Source organism: Vibrio sp. R11-SG3-ISO3-SZ (genome assembly GCF_059834345.1).
In genome coordinates, this window is the sequence record NZ_JCBDGX010000171.1 from 1 (window position 1) to 1,601 (window position 1,601).

Consider the following 1,601-nt stretch of genomic DNA (forward strand, 5'->3'; position numbering starts at 1 on the left):
TGGCCTAATTGGGGCGCACAAGTCGCAACGCCTGCATCAACCATGATTGCCATTGATCACCTGTGGCTACAATCGGCCAATGCTGGGCGGCGTTTGTGCCACAGAGAAAGTCTGTCGACACCCAACGGTTCCGATCACAAGTTGGTTCTCACCAAAATTGGCTATTGAACACAAAAAAACCAAGGCAAACTTTGCCTTGGTTATGAGCTGAATGGGTTATTCAGTAGAGGAGGTCGAGGACAATTAAGGTTTCAGTGCGAGCACTTTATCGATGTCTGCCGCGCTGTGACGTTCAGGCACCTGCTCCCACTCTTCACCCCATGCACGGTTGACGATACGACCACGCTGCACCGCCTCTCGCGCTTCAATCTCTTTCGCCCAGCGTTTGACGTGCTGATAACTGTCGACGTCTAAGAACTCGGCGGCATTGTAGGCGTGACCTAACACCAGATTGCCATACCACGGCCAGGTGGCGATGTCGGCGATGCTGTACTCTTCACCACCGAGGTAGGTGTGCTTCGCCAGTTCTTTGTCGAGTACGTCGAGCTGACGCTTGGCTTCCATCGCAAATCGGTTGATCGGGTACTCGAATTTCTCTGGTGCATACGCATAGAAGTGACCGAAGCCGCCGCCCAGGTAAGGCGCAGAGCCTTGCAGCCAAAATAGCCAGTTCATCACTTGGGTTCTCGCCGCATGATCTTTAGGTAGGAAATGACCAAACTTCTCTGCGAGGTAAAGCAGGATGTGGCCCGATTCAAAGACGTTGATGGGCGTTTCACCAGAACGGTCCACTAAGGCCGGGATTTTTGAGTTTGGGTTGATTTCGACAAAGCCAGAACCAAACTGATCACCGTCACCAATTTTGATCAAGTAAGCGTCGTACTCCGCCTCTTTCACACCGAGTGCAAGCAGTTCTTCGAGTAAGATGGTGACCTTTTGTCCGTTTGGCGTCGCCAGAGAATGCAGTTGTAGCGGATGCTCGCCAACGGGTAGGGCTTTTTCGTGGCGCGCGCCTGAGTCTGGTCGGTTGATGCTGGCCCATTGTCCGCCGTTGCCTTCTTCCATTGTCCAAACTTTAGGTGGTACGTATTGGTTAGTCATTCTAATTCCTTATCCAACGTTGCTTTTTGCCCTAACATCATAGGGCATACTTCACACGTTGGGGTGGCAAGAGAGAATTAAAAGGCTCTTGGAGCAGTTTGATAGAACCTTGAGTTATGACACAGAGTGCTTTGGCATATCAGCGGATGCGTTAAGCGAGATAATCAGTAATAGGGACGACAAAACTCGTCCGAGATAGGGCACTATCTTGAGCACATTTCACCCTTCTTATTTGCAAGCGATCGGTGCTGCGCTTTCAAACAGGATCACAAAATCCGATCATTTTACACAGCAGATAGGAAATTCAATGGAGCAAAAAGAGGGAACTGCTACATTGAAACTGCGGTCAAATTGAACAATTGTTTGACCACAGTTAGCTAGGGAGTCATACCATGGATGAGATGATTAGAAAGGCGCGCCAAAAGCGTCGCAAACACCAGCAGCAAGCTAAGCCATTGAACTTGCAGCAGAAAAAGTACAGTGAACTGATTTTGGTCGAT

Annotated in this window: 1 protein-coding gene and 1 pseudogene; one reads left to right on the forward strand and one right to left on the reverse strand. The window is 49.8% G+C overall.

Translation table 11 applies throughout. From position 1 onward, the window contains the following. Positions 1 to 168: pseudogene (locus AC6R1O_RS18315) on the forward strand (endonuclease/exonuclease/phosphatase family protein); the annotation flags it as partial. A gap of 75 nt (positions 169 to 243) precedes the next feature. Here the strand turns inward: AC6R1O_RS18315 and yghU are convergent. Continuing rightward, entirely contained in the window at positions 244 to 1,101 is an 858-nt protein-coding gene (gene yghU, locus AC6R1O_RS18320; RefSeq protein WP_500628378.1) for a glutathione-dependent disulfide-bond oxidoreductase, read from the reverse strand. Positions 1,102 to 1,601: the final 500 nt, after the last annotated feature.